The organism is Paenibacillus sp. FSL K6-1330 (genome assembly GCF_037976825.1).
Taxonomy (GTDB): Bacteria; Bacillota; Bacilli; order Paenibacillales; family Paenibacillaceae; genus Paenibacillus_AQ.
Genome location: NZ_CP150269.1, coordinates 2,285,824 through 2,307,906 on the forward strand (window position 1 = coordinate 2,285,824; position 22,083 = coordinate 2,307,906).

Here is a 22,083-nt window from a genome sequence, read left to right on the forward strand (position 1 = left end):
AGCTTGTTTTGAAGGGTGAAGGAGTCCCTTTCGAAAGACGATGTAAAGGGGGCATAGCATGAGCATTCAATTTGTTATCGGCAGGTCGGGCAGCGGCAAGAGCACGTCGATCCGCCAAGAGATGATCGAGCGATTGGAGCAAGATCCCAGGGGGAATCCGATGATACTGATCGTTCCCGAACAAGGGTCCTATGAAGCAGAGCATGCACTCGTTAATGCGGGAGGCATTCGCGGGATAATGCGCGCGCAAGTGCTTAGTTTCCGTCGACTGGCTTACCGCGTCATGCAGGAAAGCGGCGGGGCCGCAAAGGTGGCGATCAGTGAAGAAGGCAAGCGCATGCTGCTGTACAAAATTTTACGGAGGCGCAAAGAAGAGCTCCAATTGTTCGGTGCTTCGGGAGAGCAGCATGGTTTTGTCGGTAAGCTGAGCGAGTTGTATACGGAAATGAAGCGCTATTGCATTGACGCATCCTGCGTAGAGGAGCAGCTGGGACAGATGATATCTGGCTCCGGGAATTCACCGATACTTCGGCGCAAGCTGGAGGACATCGTAACGGTCTTTCATGATTTTGAGCTTGAGATTTCACGGTTCTACATGGATGAGGAAGATACGCTGGCCTCATTAGCAGCGGGAGTGACCCAATCGGACTATATCAAGCGCGCCGACATTTGGATCGATGGTTTCCATGGTTTTACGCCGCAGGAGTACCGGGTGCTCCGGGAAATTATGGCCCATGCCAACCATGTAACGATTGCGTTGACACTGGACAAGCCTTATACGAACGGCAATGTTCCGCATGAGCTGGATCTCTTTCATCCTACCGCAGTGACGTACATAAAGCTTAAAGGCATTGCTGATGAGATGGGGTTGGATATGGAGCATCGTATTCTGCAACCCGATGTTCTTCCACGGTTTCAAGAATCCCCTTTGCTTGCCCACCTCGAGCGCGGTTATGATCGGAAGAAACGTTGGACGGAAGCTGCCCGAGATGGAAATACAGTAAGCAATCCGGACGGCAGCAGGACAGGTCTTCTTCTGCATTCTGCCAGTCACCGCCGGGCTGAAATCGAAGGAGCTTTACGTGAAATGGTTCGTCTCGCCCGGGAAGAAAGAGCACGATACCGGGAAATGGCCGTGTTTGTCCGGAATATGGGAGAATATGAGCACCTGATAGGTCCTTTGTTCAAGGAACACGGTGTTCCTTATTTTCTTGATCAGAAGCGGAGCGAGTTGCACCATCCGCTGGTCGAATTTATTCGATCTGCTCTTGATGTCATTGGACGCCGCTGGCGTTACGAGGACGTATTCCGCTGCGTGAAGACGGATCTGCTGCTGCCGCTGGACGGTTCGCTTACCCGTGAGGACATGGATCGTCTGGAGAACCACGTGCTGGCTTCCGGAATTCAGGGTTCGCGCTGGACGGATGGCCGCCCGTGGAGGGGAATTCCAAGCCTCTCATTAGAGGATGGCGAGAGTGAGGTGCGCAATCCGGATGGTATGCAGGCGATTGAGTATGCCAGAAAGGTGATTACGGAGCCGCTGCATGCGTTTGAGAAGCGGATGAAAAAGGCAACGAGTGCAATGGATCAGAGCACTGCAGTCTATCGGCTTCTGGAGGAAACCGCTGTTCCCGAAAAGCTGGAGCTGTTAAGCCGCGCTGCTCTGGATGCCGGGCGTCCTGAGGAAGCGAGGGAGCATCGCCAGGTATGGGGGGCTGTGCTTGACCTGCTCGACCAGATTGTGGAGATGATGGGTGCGGAGAAGCTCAGCACCGAATTGTTCACGGGCGTGCTGGGCACGGGACTTACGGAGATGAAAATGGCTCTGGTGCCTCCATCTCTGGATCAAGTGCTGATCGGCAGCATGGATCGGACACGGACGGGCGGGGTGAAATATGCTTTTCTGCTCGGCATTAACGATGGTGTACTCCCAGCCCAGTTTAAGGACGATGGGATCCTGACAGAACCGGAGCGTGTTCAGCTCGAAGACCGTGGATTGGAGCTTGCTCCAAGCATATCCCGAAGACTGCTGGATGAACGGTTCCTGATTTATAATGCTCTGACTTCGGCCAGCAAGCAGCTTTGGGTCAGCTATCCTGCGGCAGATGATGAAGGCAAGACGTTACTGCCATCCGAGGTCATCCGCCATTTGAAGCTGATGTTTCAGATGGAAGAGGTGCCTTTGTTTCCAAGACCGCATGCCGGGCAATCAGCCTGCGAGCAGGAGCATTATGCGTCACGTCCTAATAAGACGTTGGCTTACTTGACGGGTCGGCTACGGGACTGGAGAAATGGAGAGGAGATTCCGAACATTTGGTGGCATGTGTACAATTGGTACGCGGAACGGCCGGATTTAAGGTCGCGTCTTTCTTCGATGCTCTCGTCCTTGTCTTACCGGAATGAAGCCCGGCCACTTAAGCAGGAAACGAGCAGGCAGTTGTACGGAACGAAGCTGCGGACAAGCGTATCTCGGATGGAGCGCTTTGTTGCGTGCCCGTTTTCCCATTTTGCCTCCCATGGATTGAAGCTGAGAGAACGGCAGCTGTACCGTCTTCAGGCTCCTGACATCGGACAGCTATTTCATGCTGCCTTGAGCAGCATGGCCATGAAGTTTCAATCCCAGCATCGAAGCTGGGGAGACCTGACCGCGGAGGAATGCTTGCGCGAGGCGGAAGCGACCGTCGATCGGCTTGCTCCCATGCTGCAGGGTGAAATCCTGCTTAGCTCCAAGCGATATGGATATATTTCGCGCAAGCTGAAAAATATCGTGGGCAGAGCATCCGTGATTCTGGGTGAACAAGCAAGGCGCGGCAAATTCGAGCCGATCGGTCTTGAGCTTGATTTCGGTCCAGGGAAGCCGCTGCCACCCCTGACGTTTGAATTGCCGAACGGGGTCAAGATGGAGATTGTCGGGCGCATTGACCGGGTCGACATGGCACGCGGAGAGCATGGGATCATGCTTCGGGTCATCGATTATAAATCCAGCCAGAAGGATCTGCGATTGCATGAGGTCTATTACGGATTATCCCTGCAGATGCTGACCTATCTGGACGTGTTGCTGACGTTTGCGGAGGACTGGCTCGGTGAACAGGCTTTGCCTGCGGGAACCTTGTATTTCCACGTTCATGATCCAGTTCTGCAATCTGCAAACGGCATGACGCCGGAGCAGGCGGCAGAGGAGCTGCTCAAACGTTACAAAATGAAGGGCTTGCTGCTGGCAGACCGCGAAGCGGTTTCCCTCATGGATTCTTTCCTTGAAAAAGGACACTCGGCTATTCTGCCTGTCGCCGTCAAAACGGACGGAAGCTTCTACAGCAGCGCAGCCGTGGCAACACCTGACCAGTGGGAGACCTTGTTGTCCGCCGTGCGGGAGAATATGCTGAATATCGGCTCCAGAATTACGGGGGGCGATGTCGCGATTGTGCCGTACCGGATTCAGCAGGAGACCGCCTGCACGTACTGTTCCTTCCGGCCTGTATGCCAGTTCGACGACGCAATTGAGGGCAGCGAATATCAGCTGCTGGGTAAACCGGGTAAAGATCAGGTTTGGGATATGCTTGGACATCCGAAGGGAGGAGAGAGCCGGTGAGAGAGATGATAGCAAAACCCGAGGGCAGCATGTGGAGTGACGACCAGTGGAAAGCCATCGCGCTGTCGGGCGATGATATGCTGGTTGCAGCTGCAGCAGGTTCAGGGAAGACCGCCGTGCTGGTTGAACGGATCATTCGCAAAATCCTCGACGATTCCGCGGGGTTCAGCGTAGACCGGCTTCTAGTAGCTACGTTTACCAAGGCTGCGGCTGCCGAAATGCGGGGACGGATTCGGGAAGCGCTTGACCGTGAGCTGGACCGGGAACCGGACAATGAGCATATCCGGCGTCAGCTTGCTTTGCTTGGTAGGGCGTCAATTACAACGCTGCACTCCTTTTGCATGGAAGTCATTCGGCGATATTATCAGTTAATACCGCTGGATCCGGGATTCCGCATTCTGAATGAACATGAGGCGGATTTAATGCGGCAGGATATGCTGGAGGAGCTGTTTGAAGAGAAATACGGCGAGGCCGAGGGCGACCAGGAAAGTCGGTTTCTTCATTTGGCGGACTGGTTCAGTGGCGAGCGAACGGACGACGCGCTGTACCGTCTCGTTCAGCGCCTCTATGATTTCTCCCGCAGCCATTCCTGGCCGGCACACTGGCTAAGGGAAACGGCTGCCGGCTTCCAGGTACAAGATACGGAGGCTCTCGGACAAACGCCATGGGTTCAAAGCATTTTGGCTGATGCCCGTCTGGCTCTGAATGGAGCGGCTGGCTTGCTGCAGCAAGCCAGGGCGATCGCCATGCAGCCGGGAGGGCCTGCACCGTATGTGGACAATCTCGATGAGGACTTGCGATTGGTCGCCTCCCTGCTTGAGGCCATCGATAGTTCGCCGTGGGAATCGTTGTACGGCATTTTTCGCGAGGCGTCTTTCGGCAAGCTCAAATCCGTTCGGAAGGATGAGGTGCTGCCGGAGCTTCAGGAACAGGTTAAGGAACTGCGCGACAACGTGAAGAAAATCGTCAATGAGCTGAAAAGTGCATTGTTTGGCCGTCCGGCATCGGAATTTTTGCAGGAACTTCACACGGCAGCGCCGCTGATGATGGAGCTGGCCGAGACGGTTATCGCTTTTGGCGAGCGATATCGTGAGGCCAAAGCGGCCAAAGGCATGGTCGACTTTAACGACCTTGAACATTACTGCCTTCATATTCTTCGTCACCCTGATTCCGTCCCGGGGCATATGATGCCTTCCGATGCGGCGATGGAATACCGCGAGCAGTTTGATGAAGTGCTGCTCGACGAATATCAGGATACGAACAGCGTACAGGAAGACATTGTACGATTGATCTCCAGGGAAATGCCGGGGAACCGGTTTATGGTCGGTGACGTGAAGCAGAGTATTTATCGGTTCCGCTTGGCGGAGCCGGGATTGTTTCTCGATAAATATAAGACGTTTTCTTCCGACGCAAGCACGACCCAAGCCGGCATCCGGATTGATCTGGCCCGTAATTTCCGCAGCCGGATGGAAGTTGTGGATGCCGTCAATTTGTTGTTCCGGCAGATCATGAATGAATCCGTAGCCGAGATTGCCTATGATGCTCGAGCGGAGCTTGTATGCGGCGCATCCTTTCCGGAGCAGGAGGTTCAGGGCGGTACGAACCCTTACACGCCTGAATTGCTCCTGATCGACCGTCTTGGAAAAGGGACGGAGGAGCAGTCCGAAGAATCATCTTCCGAAGAGGACGGGGTTCATCTTGAGGTTGAGGCGCTTGAGATGGAAACCGCCCAACTGGAGGCTCGCGCCATTGCCCGCAGAATTCGTGAGATGACAGGCGAAAACGGGAAGCCGCTCATGGTGTACGATAAAGGACTGAAATCGATGCGGCCCGCGGAGTATGGGGACATGGTTATTTTGCTTCGCTCAGCCATGGTATGGGCACCGTTAATTATAGAGGAACTGCGGCAGGAAGGGATTCCGGCGTTCGGCGAGCAGAACAAAGGGTACTTTCAGGCGACGGAAGTGGAGATCATTTTATCGCTGCTGCAGGTGATTGATAATCCCCGTCAGGATATTCCCCTGGCTTCCGTATTGCGCTCGCCGATACTCGGATTATCCGAGGAAGAGATGGCACAGGTGCGTCTGTGTGCCAAAGGGACTTACTACGATGCGCTTAAGGCAGCAGTCGCGTTAAGTGTCGTCCCGCCGGTCATGGATTTGGCCCGCCCTGTGGGCTTCGTGGATGGCAAATGGACGCCGGGTGTAGAACTGGAAGGTTTAGCCGAAGCAGCAGCAGGTCATGAGTTCGTGGCAGGCAGCCTTCTTTCGGATGCTCCGTTATCAGCTGAAGGTCAGAATATCGAAATATCTCCGGAGCTTAGCTCAAAACTTGGATTGTTTATGGATCGGCTTCAGCGCTGGCGGCAGGAAGCGCGCACAGGAAGTTTGAGTGATCTGATCTGGGGAATTTTCAGTGAAACCGGCTACTTGGATTGGGTTGGCGGTCTACCTGGCGGCAAGCAGCGTCAGGGCAATCTGACCGCCTTGTATGACCGGGCCGTGCAGTATGAACAGGATACAGCCTCCAGAGGTCTCTTCCGTTTCCTGACCTTTATCTCCCGGCTCCGGGAGCGTGGCGGGGATCTCGGCACTGCCGGCGGTACGGAAAGCCAGGGCAATGCGGTACGGTTGATGACCATTCACAAGAGCAAGGGGCTGGAATTCCCGGTTGTTTTTGTAGCGGGATTGTCCAAAAATTTTAACCAGCAGGATTTGAATTCCCCTTTCCTTATGCATAAGGAGCTTGGCTTTGGACCGAAGTTTGTGGATGAAGGCATGCGCGTCAGCTATCCCACGCTGCCTAACCTGGCGATCCGGCGCAGGTCGCAGCTGGAGCTGTTAGCTGAGGAGATGCGTGTGCTCTACGTTGCCCTTACGCGGCCTAAAGAGAAGATGATTCTGGTCGGCACGGTGAAGGATTTGCCGAAGAAGGTGGCTGCGTGGGCACAAGCCGATTTTAACCCGGAGCTTCTTCTGCCGGATTACGTCCTTGCCCGGGGCCGGAGTTACTTGGATTGGATCGGCCCGGCTGTGATACGCCATCCATCCGCAGGTCTGCTCCGCGAGAAGGCGGGCTTATCCGAGGAGACGAACTCACGCGTGTTTAGAGAAGATCGATCGCAATGGATATTTTCGATCGAGACGCCGGAATCCTTGGCGCAGGGCATGATCGGTATTAAGGATGACGTGCAGGCGGATAACGATGACCGGATGAATAAGCTGAATGCCCTGCGCAAGCTCGAGCCGGTTGTTCCGATGGATAGTATAGCCGAAGCGGAAGATATGGGTACGGATGATCAACGTGCAAGCATCTATGAGCGCTTGTCTTGGAAATATCGTTATGAAATGGTCAGCCAAATTTCCGCCAAAACGTCCGTAACGGAGATGAAGAAGCTGCTTGCCTTGCAGGACAGCCCCTCCCTGGATCTACTGGAGGAGCAGGCCGTAAAACGGCAGAGCAAGGAAAATATCGGGGCAGGTGCATCTTTCACACTAAGCTTGCGACGGCCGAAATTTATGGAGTCAACGAAGCTGACACCTGCGGAACGGGGAACCGTGTATCATACGATCATGCAGCATGTGCCTCTTCAACGATTGGAGGGAGCCGCGGAACCGACGCCGGAAATCGAAGACACGATCCGCTACCTTGTGGAAAAAGAAATCATAACCGGTGAGCAAACAGCCGCGGTGGAAGCGACGGAGATCAGCGGCCTGTTTGCTTGCGAGGTAGGGAAGCAGCTGCTGACTGCAGAGGATGTCTGGCGCGAGATGCCGTTTTCATATGCACTCCCCGCAGCTGAAGCATATCAAGGACTCGCTTTCATGGACCAAATCTCGGAACAAGCGGCCGAAGCAGTGCCGGATGTGCAGCTCCTTCAGGACGAAACCGTGCTGATCCAAGGGGTTGTGGACTGCCTGTTCAGGCAGGGCGGTAGACTTGTGCTGCTGGATTATAAAACGGACCGGGTGCTGGAGCATCGCGGCGGCGTTTCGGCCTTAGCAGAGCAGTATCGCTTTCAGCTTGATCTATATGCAAAGGCCTTGGAAGATATTTTAGGCGAGCCCGTTCATGAAAAATGGCTGTACTTTTTTGATGGGGGACATGCCGTTCAACTATAGTCATTTCGATTTGTTTGATTGGGAAGTTTGAAGCGGGAGAGGAGATTAGCGATGCGTATTTTGCATACCGGAGACTGGCATCTGGGGCGCGCACTTGAAGGCCGGAGCAGGCTTGCAGAGCAGGAGCGCTTTCTGGATGAACTGGTTAAGCTGGCAGATGAAGAGCAGGCCGATCTGATCCTCATGGCGGGGGATGTTTATGATTCCGTAAATCCGCCTGCGGCTGCAGAGCAGTTGTTTTATGATGCGGCCGCCAGACTTACGGAGGGGGGCCGTCCTATGGTGGTCATTGCAGGCAACCATGATCAGCCGGAACGGGTTGCATCGGTCACGCCGCTTGTTGCAACCAGGGGCATAACGCTGATTGGGACTCCCGTCGCCGATGCGATCACTGTTGCAGCGGCACGTACCGGAGAAACGGCCAAGATTGCAGCACTGCCTTATCCGTCGGAGGCCAGGCTCAATGAGCTGTTATCGATCGATGGAGATGAGGATCAGCTCCGGCGTGCCTATAGCGAGAGAGTCGGACAACTGATGAGGAAGATGGCAAGGGAATTTTCTCCGCAGACGGTCAATCTGGCCATGAGCCATATTTATGTACTTGGCGGCGTCGAGAGCGATTCCGAGCGGCCGATTCAGGTCGGTGGAGCGTACACGGTTGATCCGTTGGCACTCTCTGTAGGCGCATCCTACACGGCGCTTGGTCACCTGCATCGTTCTCAGGCAGTAAAAGGGGAGGGAATCATCCGCTACAGCGGTTCACCGCTGGCCTACAGCTTCTCGGAAGCGGGACAGGCCAAGTCGGTGACCCTGGTTGACGTATCGCCAGGAGGAGCACCCGTGATCGAAGAGCTGTTTCTCAGCAGCGGTCGCCCGCTTGTTCGCTGGAAGGCCAAAGGCGGCTTGGAAGAGGTGTATCGATGGCTTGATGAGGGGCGTGATCCCGAAGCTTTCATAGATCTGGAGGTATCCCTAACGGAGGCCATGGGGCTTGCCGACATTCAGCGACTTCGAAAGAGCAGGGACGGCATTGTTCACATCCGTCCGGTTTACCCGGAGATGGAGGCGCTGGAGCTGGAGAGCGAACGGTCCCGACTGCCGCTGCCGGATCTGTTCCGAAAGTTCTACCAGCGGCAAACCGGCGGGGCGGAGCCCGAGGATCATCTGGTCGATTTGTTTCTGGAGCTTGTAGAGGAAGAGGAGTCTGACGGGATGGAGGTGAAGCCGTAAGATGAAACCGATCTTGTTGAAGTTATCCGGACTGCAGAGTTATCGAGAAACGCAGGAGATTGATTTTGAGACGTTGTGCGAAACCGGACTCTTCGGTATTTTCGGACCGACGGGAAGCGGGAAATCCACGCTGCTGGATGCTATTACTCTAGCCATGTATGGAAAGGTGGAGCGCGCAGTTAACGGAACCCAGGGCATCATGAACCATTCGGAGGACAGCTTGACCGTTTCCTTTACGTTTGAGTTGTCTTCCGCTGCCGGGCTGGAGCGATATCGGGTAGAGCGCCGATTCAAACGGGTCAACGAGCTCTCCATCAGCAATACGGTGAGTCGTTTTATCCACGTTACCCCCGATGGGGATCAGGTGATGGCGGATAAATTGGCCGAAGTCACCCGCTGCGTAGAAGAGAAAATCGGACTTAAAATGGATGATTTTACTCGCGCGGTCGTCCTTCCTCAAGGAAAGTTTGCCGAATTCCTCTCCCTGAAGGGGAGTGAGCGTCGGCAGATGCTTCAGCGGCTGTTTCATTTGGAACGATACGGAGACCAGCTTGCGATCAAGCTCAGCCGCCGCGTTAAGGATACAGAGGGTTCGCTGAAATCCGTCGAAGCTGAACAGCAAGGGCTGGGCAGTGCAGGCAAAGAAGCTTTGGCGGAAGCGACTACGAGGCTGGAAGATGCCAAGAAACACGCGGTGTCATGCCGGAATCATCTCCAGGTCGCCATCGAAGCCCATGAAGCCATGGGTAAAATCCGTGAGTTGGATATGGAAAAACGGCGGCTGCAGGGGAAACTGGACGAGCTTGCCCTTCATGAGGAAGAGATGAAGGAGCTGGAACGAAAGCTTGAGCTGACAGGGGCGGCAGCCGCTGTTCTCCCTGCACTTGAGGCATGGCGGGAATCCGGCAAGGTCTGGGAGCAGCGGCGGCAGATTGCCGAAGGACTCACCGCCCAGGCTGCATCCGCTCAGAAGGCGGCGGAACAGGCCGTAAAGGCGGATGAAGCTGCCCAGGCAGCCCTTCGGGCCGAGGAGCCGAAGCTGGTGCTTCGGGAGCAGCAGCTGGAGCAAGCTGTTATATTGCAGCGGGAACGTGATGGATTACGGGAAGAACTGATTAGGCTGGATGCACAGCGAGTGGATGTACGCAAAGAGCTTGAAGGGGGAACTGCCCAACTGCAGAAGGAGCAGGAGCTGCTTGAACGAGGGCGAAAGCGGCAGGAGGAGCTGCAAGCCAAGCTGAAAGGGCTTGAGACCCGCTCTGGTGAGCGCCAGGCGCTTCATATGGCGATGCAGAAGGTTCAAGCCCTCGAGTCAGCCGGCAGACTCAAGCAGAAGGCTGAGCTCGATTTAAAGACACAGGAGAGCAAGCTGAAGGAGCAAAAGGCAAGGTTTATTGCCCTGCAGAAGCAGGAGCAAGAATTGCAGCAGCACTACATACAGCTCTCCGTGCAAGTTGACAGCTTGCAGCGTGATGCAGCCGAGGCCTCATCGTTTGCCGATCGGATGGCAGCCGGGGCAGCTCAGGTAAACCAGGCGATGAGCCAATCGCTTCGCGACAAACAGCTTCATGCCCTGTCCCTTTCGCTGGCCGCCGAGCTTCAGGCAGGAGCGCCTTGTCCGGTTTGCGGGAGCGAACATCATCCGCGCCCTGCTGCCTCATCAGGGCGGCCTGAAGATAATCTTGATGAGGGCATGGATCGGCTGACGCAGATCACGCATCAGATCCAGGAGGCCAGATTAACCCTGCGGGGGCAGCTTAACGAAGCGGAAGCGCTGGCTAGACAGACGCGCTCGCAGATTGAGTCGTACGCAGATGACGAGCTGCTTGCCGTCAAACGCGACGGGCATGAGCAGGAACGCGGATGGATGGAGGCGGCAGTGTCAGCCATACCTACCGCTGATAAACTGTACGATGTGGAAAGTCTTGCTTCGGATACAGCATGGCTCCTAAAAGCAGCCGAAACTCAGGCTGCTGCCATCGGACCATGCCGTACGGAAGCCTCCAAGGTACAGCAGAGTCTCTCCACATGCCAGCAGGAGCTTATGAAACAGAGCGCCGCGCTTGAGAATGGTCAAATGACATGGAACCAGCTGCGGGATCAGCTTGCAGGACTGGAAGCAGAAGCTGAGGGCATTCTGAATTCCTGGCAGGAAGTCAAGCCGGATTTCTCTCTGGAAGAGGCGGCCGGCCGTTTTAAGCTCATGCAAGAGAAGGATGCGGAATCCGAGTCGATCAAGGAAGGGCTTGAGCGCAGCGTTCCATTTATCGAGGAGAAGAAGCAGGCCGTCCTTCACTTGGAGCAGCAGCTTCGTGAGCTGGAGAAGCAGCTGATTCAATGGGATGCACAGCGTGAAGGTAAGATGGAGGGGCTGAAGGATAAAGAAGAGCGTCTTCAGGCATGGATCGGCGACCGGTCGGCTGAGGAGCTGCTGGGCGAATGCCGGACCAGAATGACGATGCTGAAGGAATCCGCTGAACAAACCAGAAGCGAGTGCAGGAAGGCAGAGGAGAAGGCTCAGCATGCAGCCAAGGAAGCGGCTCTTGCAGAACAGGCTGAGGGAGCCGCGCAGGAGCAGCATCAAGCTGCCAAGCTTGCCTGGGAGAACCAGCTGGCAGGCTCACCGTTCGCTACGGAGCATGCCGTCATGGAAGCCTGTTTAACCCCGGAAGAAATTGAACGATGTGCACAATTAGTGAAAGCCCATCGGGAAGGACAGCGGGAATGGACGCTGAGACTTCGCGACGTCGAACAGAAGCTAGGCGTAAGCCCTTTTCATGAAGAGGAGTGGGAACGGTGCTCAGGCGAGCTTCAGGCGGCCCGTACAGCCGATGAGGAGGCCCTTCAAGCGAGAGCTCGAGCTGAGCGGGACTTGGAAGACCTGAACAAACGTCACATCCGTTTTATGGAATTGGAAGAGCAGCGTCTTAGCCTTCAACGAGAGAGCGAGCGCTTGTCCAAATTGCAGTCCTGCTTGCGCGGAAACGCGTTTGTGGAATACATTGCGGAGGAGCAGCTGATGCAGGTGAGTCAGTCGGCTTCCCAGCGCCTTCGCTATTTGACCAAGCAGCGCTACTCGCTTGAGGTGGACTCCGGGGGGGGATTCGTCATTCGGGACGATGCCAACGGTGGCGTCCGGCGTCCGGTATCCACACTATCCGGCGGCGAGACATTCCTGACCTCATTGGCCTTGGCTTTGGCACTCTCGGCACAAATTCAACTGCGCGGGCAATATCCACTGCAGTTCTTTTTCCTCGACGAAGGGTTCGGCACGCTGGATCCGGAGCTGCTGGAGACGGTCATTACCGCGCTTGAGCGTCTCCATACGGATAAGCTGACCGTTGGCATTATCAGTCATGTGCCCGAGCTTCGGGCGCGTCTGCCGCGCAAGCTGGTCGTACGGCCGGCGGAGCAAGCGGGAGCTGGATCGCAGCTTGCGATCGAATCGATGTAATAGCGAAACATGGATGATGTGATCTAGATCACGGAAACAGCAACATGGCACTGTTATAGTACAGATAAGCCGACATATGTAAGAAGCACCGGGCAGGCGCTTGATCATGAGAGATTCCTATCTTTTTCCTTGCTCTCATGATCAAGCGCCTCCTTACTGGACAGCTGCGTTCCAGGGGTGCTTCTCTTTTTTTTGTGAGTATGCCTTAATTGTCATCTATTGGACGCACTGCCTAATTTCTTATATGATAAAAGTATGTAAACGTAGGAAAGGGGTAACCGTAATGGATTGTCTTTTTTGTAAAATCGTAGAGGGTGAGCTTCCTTCCACGAAGGTACTCGAGAATGATAAGGTGCTTGTTTTTCAAAACATTAACCCGGAGGCGCCGGTTCATGTTCTGATCATTCCCAAGAAGCATATCGCATCCATGAATGATATTCAGGATGAAGATTTGCTGCTGATTGGCGAGATGCACAAAGCAGCTAAAGAAGCCGCGGCGAAGCTGGGCATTGCGGAGAGCGGTTATCGATTAATTAACAACTGCGGACCCGATGGGGAACAATCGGTGTTTCATGTGCACTATCATCTGATGGGCGGTCGCCGTTTGGGCGCTTTAACAGGCATTTCACCCGCTCATACATAACATCAGGCCATTGAAGAAATAGATCAGCCTCGCAGCGGGAGTGATGCAGCGGGGTTGTTCTAATTCTTGCCACTATCGTAAAATAGATGTCTAAGGTTGACACCCTATTTCCGTTTGCCCTATAATGAAGTTTGATGAACCGTGTTAATGCTCTTGGACGGTCTGGTCGGAGGGAGGGAAAACTGGTGTCTGAAACTAAAGTTCGCAAAAACGAGACAATTGATGCTGCACTTCGTCGCTTCAAGCGTTCCATTGCTAAAGATGGCGTATTGGCTGAAGTGAAGAAACGCAAGCATTATGAAAAGCCAAGCGTAAAGCGCAAGAAAAAGTCCGAGGCTGCTCGTAAGAGAAAGTTTTAGGAGGATCTGAACTAGCATGAATCTTAGCGAACGATTGAACGAAGATATGAAGCAAGCGATGAGGAGTAAGGACAAGTTCAAACTCTCAACGATTCGAATGGTTCGTTCGACGATAAAAAATCTTGAAATAGATTTGAAACGAAGTTTGGATGACAACGAAGTGCTTGATATTTTTAGTCGTGAAATCAAACAGCGCAAAGATGCCCTCCAAGAATTTGAAAAAGCGGGACGCGACGATCTTGCCGCCGATGCAAAAGCAGAAATTGAGCTCCTTAGCGCCTACCTCCCGGAACAGCTTACTGAAGAAGAAATTAAAGTCATTGTACAGCAGACCATCCAGGAAACCGGTGCTTCTTCAAAAGCCGAGATGGGTAAAGTAATGAGCGCTCTCATGCCGAAAGTTAAAGGGCGTGCAGATGGGAAGCTTGTCAATCAAGTTGTTCAACAATTTCTGTAACAACATAAGTGAAACACCCCTTGTTTTCTCAAGGGGTGTTTTTTCTTTTTTTTGTGGGTATGCTTTCGAGGACCGCCTCTTCGCGATGGTTTTTTTAAGAATGGGAATACTTTTTGAAACGAAATCGTTTCTGATTCGTAATAACTACCATATGAGTGCAAGTAGATACATATGCTTATGCAACAGGCAGGACGCTGAACCCTATTTGTCGAAGTAATGGTTCAGATGGCTTAATACGTCGAAAAGGAGGGGAACAGATTGAGCAAACCGTTTTCGATCCGCAAATTACTGACATTCACGGCAGCTGTTGTTATGATGCTGATATCCATCGGAATGTATGTAGGTCCGCTGAAATCCGCGGTGGCTGCGAACATCGGGTCGGTGTATGTTATTCCGGTCAAGCAGCAAATTGAGCGTGGTCTAACTAGCTTTATGGAGCGTGGATTTAAGGAAGCCGAGAAGATGGGGGCAGGATTAATCGTCCTGGAAATCGATACGCCGGGAGGCCTGGTGGACCAAGCCGGTAAAATTGCATCCTTGATGAAGGACAGCGATATTCCGATTGTGGCTTACATTACGGGTGACGCCGCATCGGCAGGCAGTTACATCGCGCTTAATGCAGACAAGATTGCCATGTCTAAGGGGAGTATGATTGGCGCGGCTTATATGGTGGATGCCAGAGGAAATCCGATTGAGGATGCCAAGATGGTTTCCTGGTGGAAAACGAGCATGGCAAGTGCTGCAGAAGCTTCAGGTCGAAATCCGGAGATTGCCAAGGGAATGGCTGATCTCAATCTAAAGGTAGACATACCTGAAATTGGTTTGACCAAGCAGCCAGGCGAGATTATATCGTTGACGCATGATGAAGCGCTCAAGACAGGTTATGCGGATACGATTGCAACCAGCACAGAGGAAGTCATTGCGTGGATGGATTATTCCACGGAGGATGTGTTTCGGATGGAGCCGACCTTCTCAGAGAAGCTGGCTACTTTTCTTACGCACCCTGGCGTGATGACGCTGCTGCTCTTCATTGGTATCGCAGGTGTTATTATCGAAGTTATTGTTCCGGGCTTTGGCGTGCCGGGAATTCTTGGTGTGGTTGCATTCGTACTGTATTTCTTTGGTAATCAGGTCGCTGGATTTGCCGGTTGGGAGACCTGGCTGCTGTTTGTGATCGGTATCGTGATGCTGGCGATGGAGCTGTTTGTACCAAGCTTCGGGATATTGGGCATCATTGGATCAGCCAGCTTGATTGCCGGCGTCGTAATGGCGGCCTACAGTACGTCACATGTTGCCCTGTCCCTAGGTATTGCAGCGGCATGTGCTTTGGTGGCTATCATCGTGGTTGCTCTCGTATTTAAGGAACGGGGAATATGGCGGAAGTTCATACTCAATGACAGCTTATCCAAAGAGCAGGGGTATATTCCGAATGAAGACCGGGATGTACTTATCGGTCTGGTCGGAACTTCGATTACGCCGCTTCGGCCGGCCGGAACGATGGAGCTGGAGGGACGACGACTTGATGTGGTTACCCTTGGAGGATTCATCGATTCCGGCCGCCCGGTCCGCGTCATCAAGACGGACGGCACCAGAATTGTGGTAGAGGAAGAAAAAGGGTGAACCTCGCCGCGTAATTGTGTAGTATTAAAAGGGCTAGTGTTTTAAACGTTCTAAGTTTATGAAGCCAATATTCAATAATGGAGGGTAAACGAATATGGAATTGGATGGTTCATTGGTACCGATTCTTCTAATCGGTGTTGTCGCGATTATCGTGCTTAGCGTGTTTTTCAGTTTCTTCCCGTTAATGCTTTGGATTTCGGCGCTCGCTTCCGGCGTGCGCATCGGGATTATTACATTGGTGGCCATGCGCCTGCGGCGCGTAACCCCGAGCCGGATTGTGAATCCGCTCATTAAGGCAACCAAGGCAGGACTTGGCCTTAACATCAATCAGTTGGAGAGTCACTATCTCGCAGGCGGTAACGTAGACCGGGTGGTCAACGCCTTGATTGCAGCCCAACGTGCAAATATTCCGCTCGAGTTTGAAAGAGCTGCGGCGATTGACCTTGCCGGACGGGATGTTCTGCAGGCGGTGCAAATGAGTGTTAACCCTCGCGTTATCGAAACGCCGGTTGTAGCAGCAGTAGCCAAAGACGGTATTGAAGTCAAAGTTAAAGCCCGTGTAACCGTACGTGCCAACATTGATCGTTTGGTCGGGGGCGCTGGCGAAGAGACAATTATTGCTCGTGTTGGTGAAGGTATCGTAACAACAGTGGGTTCCAGTAATTCGCATAAAGATGTCCTTGAAAATCCGGATCTGATCTCAAGAACGGTCCTGTCCAAGGGGCTAGATGCAGGAACAGCATTTGAAATCCTGTCGATCGATATCGCGGATGTGGATGTAGGCAAAAACATCGGCGCGTACTTGCAGACCGAACAGGCGGAAGCCGACAAGCGTATTGCCCAAGCGAAGGCGGAAGAACGCCGCGCGATGGCGGTAGCCCAAGAGCAAGAGATGAAGGCTCGCGTCGTAGAGATGAGAGCACGCGTTGTGGAATCGGAATCCCAAGTTCCGCTGGCTATGGCTGAAGCGCTTCGCAGCGGCCAACTGGGCGTGATGGATTATATGAACCTGAAGAATATCGAAGCCGACACCCAAATGAGGGGTTCCTTCGGTAAGATGGGTGAGAATAATGACAATCCTGGTGACAACAAAACCAAGTAACGATGAGGTGAGCCTATAGTGAGCTGGTTATTCGATAATATTTACATTGTAGCTGTTATAGGCTTCTTCATTATCTCCGCCCTCGGAAGACGCGGCAAGAACCCTGAGGAGGGGAAAAACCCCCGTATGCCGTCCTTTGGCGGCGAAGGGGACCGTCCTGCAAGACCGGGGCAGCAGCGGCCTGAAGCAAGACGGGTACAGACGACTCCACAAGTCTCCCGTCCGGCACCTGTTCAGGAAAGCACCCGGATCGAGCGGATGGATGAAGAAGAGACGGATACCGGAAACGGATACTCTCTTGAACATCGAGAGATTGATCGAGCCAGACGTGAGGAAGAGATGAAGACTCACCCTGATAGCATAGATCATAGACTCGAGATGATGGAGAGGGATTTGAACCGAATTCACTCCAATTTGAACCAGATGACCATCGCATTACCTGAAACGGTTGTCGAAAGCAAAGACGAAGATCCTGAACAGTCTAGGGGTAGTGGATCGTTTCTTGCAGAACAAGCTCGAAATGGCATTGTTTGGGCCGAAATTCTCGGAACTCCGCGTGCCAAGCGCCCCATGAATCCTCGGCGTTAAATTGGATGCAGTTAATAGATTCATAGAAGCGGGAGACCGCCTCGTCAGATTTTTTGACGGGGCGGTCTTTTTGCTTTTCATCTCATAAAACATCTTCATGGGGCATAAGGTGTACAGTACAGGAAGGGGGAAAGTCTCCATATGTCCCGCATCAGCCGCAAGCTGCAGAAATGGACCCAAGAAATGCTTGATTTGCCACAGGACCTGTTATTTGATTTGCCGCGGTTGACCCTGATTGGCAATAAAGAGCTGCATGTCGAAAATCATCGCGGAGTCCGGCATTTTTCCGAGGAGCGACTTGTGTTGTCTTTAACGCAAGGTTCTTTGGAGATTTCGGGAACCGGACTTGCGATTCAGGCTATTCAAAGTCATGAAGTGACCATCATTGGCACCATTCATCATATTCAATACATAGGAATGGGGGAGAAACCGTGAAGATTCCGACGATGATCCATCTTCGAGGATATTTGAAGCTCGCTGTTCGCGGTGAGCATGTGGAAGCATTCATCAATTCATTGGCGGAGGCGGGGATTCCGGTTTGGGATGTAACACCGACAGGGGCTCACTCAGCAGAGCTTAAGCTGCTGCTGAAGGATTTCAGAGGGCTCCGTCCGCTGTTAAAACGGACAGGCTGCCGTACGCGCATTAAGGGGCGCTACGGATCCCCCTTCAAAGCTCGCCGCCTGCTGAAACGGAAAGCGTTTGTTATCGGCGTTGTTGCGTTTTTTATGATCCTGCTGACGCTTTCCTCGATGGTGTGGAACGTGGAAGTAGAGGGGAATGAAACCATCGCTTCAGAAGATGTGCTAGATGCGGCCAAGTTGGAAGGGATCTACCCGTTTCAATGGATATTCAGGCTGCAATCGCTGGACAAGCTGTCCGGGAATATGACGGCCCGCCTCCCGGGAACTTCATGGGTAGGGGTGGAACGCAACGGGACGCGCATACGCATACAGATTGTAGAGGCGGCTGTACCGGAGAAACCGCCGCTTCAGAGCCCAAGGCATCTGATCAGTACGCAGGACGCTGTCATCACCCATATTTACGCCGAGAAGGGGGTTCCTAAAGTAGGGATTAACAGCCGGGTAAAGAAGGGCGACGTTCTGATCTCCGGTGTCCTTGGCGATGAAGAAAACTCGGAACGAATTGTAGCCAAAGGGGAAGTGAAAGGCCTTGTATGGCATGAATACGATATCGAGATTCCATTGGTGAAGACTCATAAAGTTTATACGGGGGAAGGGAAGAAGCGCTCCTATATCGTATTTGGCGATCGGGCCGTCCAGTTGTGGGGCTACGGGGATATTCCGTTTTCGCAGCAGGAGACCTTGACTTTCTATGATCCGCTTACTTGGAGGACGCGCGTGCTGCCGCTCGGCTGGATGACGGAAAAGATCATGGAGGTTACCGAGGTCCAGAGGACCATAAGCGAGGATGAAGCCAAGAAAGAAGGAATCGAGGGGGCACGCCGGGATATTTTGGCGAAATATGGGGCGGATTCCAAATTCGTGAGCCAAAAAATTTTGCATGATAAGAAAGAGAATGGTAAAGTTTATATGAAAGTGCTTTTTGAGGTGGAAGAGACCATCGCGAAAGAACTTCCCATAGTATATGATCAAGGAGAATGAGGCTATTTGTCACAGCAAACGACCAGCATTCAAATTTTACTTCAAAGCGCGTCAGAAGGTCTGTCCTTATTCGGACCACAAGATACATTTCTTAAATTAATCGAAAAAGAAATTCCTGCGACGATTGATTCACGGGAAGCGGTCATCACCATTCGGGGACAACATCGAAATGTGGAGAGTCTTCAGCAGCTGTTTGAAGTGCTGCTCCAGCTTGTGCGCAACGGCTACATTTTGACCGAGCGTGATATTCTTTATGCAGTAGAACTTGCCAAGGATCTGAGAGCGGATCAATTGCTGGATCTGTACAAGGGCGAAATCACGACAACCTTCAAGGGTAGGCCTATTCGTGTGAAAACCATCGGTCAAAAGCACTATGTGACCACCATCAAGAAACGGGATATTGTATTCGGTATCGGTCCTGCCGGAACAGGCAAAACCTACTTGGCCGTTGTTCTGGCTGTTGCCGCACTGAAGGAAGGATCCGTCAAACGGATCATTCTGACAAGGCCGGCAGTCGAGGCTGGAGAGAGCCTGGGCTTCTTGCCGGGAGATCTGCAGGAGAAGGTTGACCCTTATCTCAGACCGTTGTACGATGCCCTATACGATGTCATGGGCCCGGATCAAACGGCCAAGGCACTAGAGCGTGGGTTGATTGAAATCGCGCCGCTTGCTTATATGCGCGGGCGGACGCTGGATGATTCATTTATTATTTTGGATGAAGCACAGAATACCACACCGGAACAGATGAAGATGTTTCTAACACGGCTTGGATTCGGCTCGAAGATGGTCATAACAGGGGATGTAACCCAGATTGACCTGCCGCGGGGCAAGAAATCAGGACTTATCGAAGCTAAAAGGATATTAAGCGAAATTGAGGAAGTCGGATTCGTCTATTTTGCCGAACAGGATGTCGTACGTCACTCTTTAGTACAAAAAATCATCGTCGCTTATGATAAAGCAGCAGAAAACCAAGATTAAAGGGGATTGTCGCAATGGCCTCCAAAGAACCATCGACGGACAAGTCCATATGGGGTAAAAACAGCGGATGGAAATATAGCGTGGCAACACGCTATATTCTGTTTTTGCTGCTTGCATTACTCTTTTATATCAGTCTAGCATCCAAGCTTTTGCCGGAGCGGTATGACATACAAGTCAATACGAAAAGCGAAAAAAATATCGTGGCGCCTGTGCAAATTGAGGATAGCAAGGCAACGCTGAAGGCACAGGAGGCGGCGGCGGAGAACGTTCAGCCGATTTACCCTCTCGTTCCTCTGCGGAATGACGTTCTCGTTACGCAAATCCTTGATCGCATTGAACGTGTGAATCAGGACGTGGATATAAGCTCTGCGGAAAAGGTGGAAGTTTATCGCAGAGAAATTCCGAGGATGGCCCGAGAATTCGTGCAAAACTTCGTGTCGGCCAACAGCACGAATGAAGCTTATTCCAAAGAGCTGCTTCAGGAAATGCAGCGGGTTATCGAAGAACAAACCTATCGGATCCCTGAGGAAACGTTCATTAAGATACCGAGGTTGAATTCGGAAGATATTATTCAGATGAAGCCTGTAGCTCGCGAGATTGTATCCAGGCTGATGCTGAACGAAATCGTGGATGCCGATACGGCTCGTACCCGCGTGGCGGAGAGAGTGAACACAAGCTCGTTGAATGATCGGACCGCCAGGGAAGTCGTTCAGGAATTGGCGAGTTTAACGATTACGGCCAACAAGTTCTATGATGAGGTTGCCACGAAGAATGCGAAGGTTGAGGCCAGAGAGAATACCCCGCCCGTATTTATCAAACAAGGGGATATCCTCGTAGCGAAGGGCCAGATGATCACACCGGAGCTTTACGAGCTGCTTGGTAAAAATGGCCTGCTGAAGGACGATATCAATTACTGGCCGGAGCTGGGCGTTCTGCTTCTGTCCGTCTTGCTGTCTCTTGGCATACTCAATTTCATTCGGCAGTCGGAACCCGGTAAATTCAAATATAACAACTCGCAGCTGCTAATGCTGGTCCTGGTGTATGTGATCACGCTGATCCCCATGCATTTGACCGCATTTCTGCAAAGCGATTCCCAGATGTATGTGGGATATCTTGCACCTGTCGCGATTGGCGCGATTCTGATTACCCTGCTGTTGGAAACCTCGCTGGCCTATTTCAGCGTTATTATTTTCAGCATCATGGCAAGTGTTATATTAAACGTCCAAGGCGAATTGTTTGACTTCAAGTTCGGGTTATTCGCAGCCGTGACTTCTTGCGTGGCGATCTTCTCGATTCACCGCGCGAGCCAGCGGTCGACGATGCTGAAGGGCGGTATTATGGCTTCTCTCTTCGGCTCATTGATCGTGTTTATCATGCTGCTGCTCAATAACGATACATGGACTACGAGCGAAACGCTGTATTCGATCGGTTTTGCCATCGCGGGCGGCTTGTTAACGGCCATCCTGGTTATCGGTTTAATGCCGTTCTTCGAAGTAACCTTCGGTATTCTGTCGGCGCTGAAGCTGGTGGAATTATCGAACCCGAACCATCCGCTGCTCCGCAAACTGTTGACGGAGACGCCGGGCACTTATCATCACAGTGTCATGGTCGGAAATTTGTCCGAAGCTGCGGCGGAAGCGATTGGCGCCAACGGACTGCTGTGCCGCGTCGGTTCCTATTATCATGATATCGGAAAAACTAAGCGTCCGATCTATTTCATCGAGAACCAGAACAATATGGAGAACCCGCATGATTCCATTGAACCGAAGCTGAGCAAATCCATTATCGTTGCTCACGCAAGGGATGGCGTAGAAATGCTCAAGGAGTACAAGCTGCCTAAACCGATACGGGATATCGCAGAGCAGCACCATGGCACAACGTTTTTACACTATTTTTATCATAAAGCGGTTCGTCAGGCTGAAGAACAGGGCATCGAACCGGATTTCACCGAAGATGATTTCCGTTATCCAGGACCGAAGGCTCAATCCAAGGAGTCTGCGATTGTCGGCATAGCCGACAGCGTGGAAGCGGCTGTCCGTTCATTGCGTAAACCGACGGTGGAACAGGTTGAATCGATGATCGAGAAGATTATCAAAGGTCGTCTGGATGACCATCAGTTTAATGATTGTGATTTAACGATGAAGGAACTGGATATTATCGCCAAGACATTAAAGGAAACGGTGATGGGGATTTTCCATTCCCGGATCGAATATCCGGAAGATGTGAAGCGTCCCAAGCCGTCCGCACCAAATGGCGATATCTCGACTGCTTCCGAGACATCCGCAACGAGTGAGGAACAGAGAAGGAGCGTATAAGA

14 protein-coding genes are annotated in these 22,083 nt (G+C 52.6%); all 14 read left to right on the forward strand.

The window, feature by feature from the left end:
* Positions 1-58 precede the first annotated feature (58 nt).
* The 14 genes from addB to NYE54_RS10320 all read left to right on the forward strand — a co-directional run bounded on the left by addB (position 59) and on the right by NYE54_RS10320 (position 22,081).
* Positions 59-3,589: a helicase-exonuclease AddAB subunit AddB gene (addB, locus tag NYE54_RS10255; protein ID WP_339271913.1), complete on the forward strand. Its 3,531-nt coding sequence runs from the start codon at positions 59-61 to the stop codon at positions 3,587-3,589.
* A 5-nt stretch (positions 3,590-3,594) separates the two neighbouring features.
* Positions 3,595-7,710 (forward strand): helicase-exonuclease AddAB subunit AddA, encoded by a 4,116-nt coding sequence (addA, locus tag NYE54_RS10260; protein WP_339273446.1) that lies wholly within the window; start codon positions 3,595-3,597, stop codon positions 7,708-7,710.
* A gap of 51 nt (positions 7,711-7,761) precedes the next feature.
* Positions 7,762-8,940, forward strand: coding sequence for an exonuclease SbcCD subunit D (locus NYE54_RS10265; protein WP_076320583.1), 1,179 nt, complete (start codon positions 7,762-7,764; stop codon positions 8,938-8,940).
* A 1-nt stretch (position 8,941) separates the two neighbouring features.
* Complete coding sequence (locus tag NYE54_RS10270) at positions 8,942-12,394, forward strand: AAA family ATPase (protein ID WP_339271914.1); 3,453 nt, start codon at positions 8,942-8,944, stop codon at positions 12,392-12,394.
* A 283-nt stretch (positions 12,395-12,677) separates the two neighbouring features.
* Positions 12,678-13,037, forward strand: a complete 360-nt coding sequence (locus tag NYE54_RS10275) for a histidine triad nucleotide-binding protein (RefSeq protein ID WP_071222932.1) — start codon at positions 12,678-12,680, stop codon at positions 13,035-13,037.
* 185 nt (positions 13,038-13,222) lie between these two features.
* Entirely contained in the window at positions 13,223-13,396 is a 174-nt protein-coding gene (gene rpsU, locus NYE54_RS10280; protein WP_005547957.1) for a 30S ribosomal protein S21, read from the forward strand.
* Between the two features lie 16 nt (positions 13,397-13,412).
* Entirely contained in the window at positions 13,413-13,853 is a 441-nt protein-coding gene (locus NYE54_RS10285; protein ID WP_053489149.1) for a GatB/YqeY domain-containing protein, read from the forward strand.
* A 315-nt stretch (positions 13,854-14,168) separates the two neighbouring features.
* The gene (locus NYE54_RS10290) at positions 14,169-15,473 is read left to right on the forward strand and encodes a nodulation protein NfeD (RefSeq protein WP_339273448.1); all 1,305 of its coding nucleotides are present in this window, start codon (positions 14,169-14,171) and stop codon (positions 15,471-15,473) included.
* A 94-nt stretch (positions 15,474-15,567) separates the two neighbouring features.
* On the forward strand, positions 15,568-16,575 hold the full coding sequence (gene floA, locus NYE54_RS10295) for a flotillin-like protein FloA (protein ID WP_339271915.1): 1,008 nt from the start codon (positions 15,568-15,570) through the stop codon (positions 16,573-16,575).
* An 18-nt stretch (positions 16,576-16,593) separates the two neighbouring features.
* Positions 16,594-17,163: a hypothetical protein gene (locus tag NYE54_RS10300; RefSeq protein WP_339271916.1), complete on the forward strand. Its 570-nt coding sequence runs from the start codon at positions 16,594-16,596 to the stop codon at positions 17,161-17,163.
* A 141-nt stretch (positions 17,164-17,304) separates the two neighbouring features.
* On the forward strand, positions 17,305-17,598 hold the full coding sequence (gene yqfC / locus NYE54_RS10305; RefSeq protein ID WP_339271917.1) for a sporulation protein YqfC: 294 nt from the start codon (positions 17,305-17,307) through the stop codon (positions 17,596-17,598).
* The gene (gene yqfD, locus NYE54_RS10310; RefSeq protein ID WP_339271918.1) at positions 17,595-18,788 is read left to right on the forward strand and encodes a sporulation protein YqfD; all 1,194 of its coding nucleotides are present in this window, start codon (positions 17,595-17,597) and stop codon (positions 18,786-18,788) included. The genes yqfC and yqfD overlap by 4 nt, the downstream gene beginning before the upstream one ends.
* Before the next feature lie 6 nt (positions 18,789-18,794).
* Positions 18,795-19,766: a PhoH family protein gene (locus NYE54_RS10315; protein ID WP_339271919.1), complete on the forward strand. Its 972-nt coding sequence runs from the start codon at positions 18,795-18,797 to the stop codon at positions 19,764-19,766.
* A gap of 14 nt (positions 19,767-19,780) precedes the next feature.
* On the forward strand, positions 19,781-22,081 hold the full coding sequence (locus tag NYE54_RS10320) for an HDIG domain-containing metalloprotein (RefSeq protein WP_076320590.1): 2,301 nt from the start codon (positions 19,781-19,783) through the stop codon (positions 22,079-22,081).
* The last annotated feature ends 2 nt before the right edge of the window (positions 22,082-22,083 follow it).

Bases quoted from the DNA above. Each gene is read 5' to 3' on its own strand.
- addB (WP_339271913.1), top strand. From the start codon at position 59: ATGAGCATTCAATTTGTTATCGGCAGGTCGGGCAGCGGCAAGAGCACG.
- addA (WP_339273446.1), top strand. From the start codon at position 3,595: ATGATAGCAAAACCCGAGGGCAGCATGTGGAGTGACGACCAGTGGAAA.
- NYE54_RS10265 (WP_076320583.1), top strand. From the start codon at position 7,762: ATGCGTATTTTGCATACCGGAGACTGGCATCTGGGGCGCGCACTTGAA.
- NYE54_RS10270 (WP_339271914.1), top strand. From the start codon at position 8,942: ATGAAACCGATCTTGTTGAAGTTATCCGGACTGCAGAGTTATCGAGAA.
- NYE54_RS10275 (WP_071222932.1), top strand. From the start codon at position 12,678: ATGGATTGTCTTTTTTGTAAAATCGTAGAGGGTGAGCTTCCTTCCACG.
- NYE54_RS10285 (WP_053489149.1), top strand. From the start codon at position 13,413: ATGAATCTTAGCGAACGATTGAACGAAGATATGAAGCAAGCGATGAGG.
- NYE54_RS10290 (WP_339273448.1), top strand. From the start codon at position 14,169: ATGCTGATATCCATCGGAATGTATGTAGGTCCGCTGAAATCCGCGGTG.
- floA (WP_339271915.1), top strand. From the start codon at position 15,568: ATGGAATTGGATGGTTCATTGGTACCGATTCTTCTAATCGGTGTTGTC.
- yqfC (WP_339271917.1), top strand. From the start codon at position 17,305: ATGTCCCGCATCAGCCGCAAGCTGCAGAAATGGACCCAAGAAATGCTT.
- NYE54_RS10320 (WP_076320590.1), top strand. From the start codon at position 19,781: ATGGCCTCCAAAGAACCATCGACGGACAAGTCCATATGGGGTAAAAAC.